Raw genomic sequence first — 674 nt, 5'->3', positions numbered from 1 at the left:
GCGGTACGGCGGGGAGCGGGGCGGACGGCTGACGGTTTCGGAGCGGAACGCGCTGCTCCTGCGGGAAATCGGGGACAGCCCGTTGCGGAGTGCCCGCTTTGTCTGCGCTATGGCGCTGCTGCTGGACGAAAATCGGTTGTGCTTCGTACAGGAAACGCTCGAAGGGGAAATCATTCGGGACGGCGCACGCGGGACAGGCGGATTCGGCTACGACCCGCTTCTATACCTGCCGGAACGGGGCTGCACGGTCGCGGAGCTGTCCGAAGCGGAGAAAAACGCCGTCAGCCACCGCGGCAAGGCGGGGCAGGGAATCGCCGCGGTATTGCGTTTGGCTTGCGCCGAACGTTCGAATTTTTAGAGGAAACTGCCGTACGCCGTAGCGTGCTACCAAGTTTGCGTGCGCAAACTCTCGACATAGAGGTAAAACCTCTTTTTGCCTCTTTCGGTCAACGCTCGTCGCCTTCGTCCTCGGAATCCGTGTGTTGGTTCCTAAGGTCTGAAGGTTCGTCCCTAAGGACGGATTGCCGGTTCTTAGGTGCGGTGAATTCGGCATTAGACGCGGAACAGTGATTGCTGAGAGTAGGAACGGCACAAGAGGATAAAAGGCGGCGCGAAACTTTCGACACCTCGGCGATAGTTGATACGCAAGAGCCGAAACTGAAGGGGCGCACGCC

1 protein-coding gene is annotated in these 674 nt (G+C 59.8%); it reads left to right on the top strand.

The window, feature by feature from the left end:
- The coding region (locus tag AWU74_RS07140; protein ID WP_187150927.1) for a non-canonical purine NTP pyrophosphatase at positions 1 to 358 on the top strand (358 nt) is incomplete at its 5' end.
- Positions 359 to 674 lie beyond the last annotated feature (316 nt).

The sequence above is a fragment of the Treponema endosymbiont of Eucomonympha sp. genome, from assembly GCF_001028545.1.
This window is presented reverse-complemented; position numbering and strand designations above follow the sequence as displayed.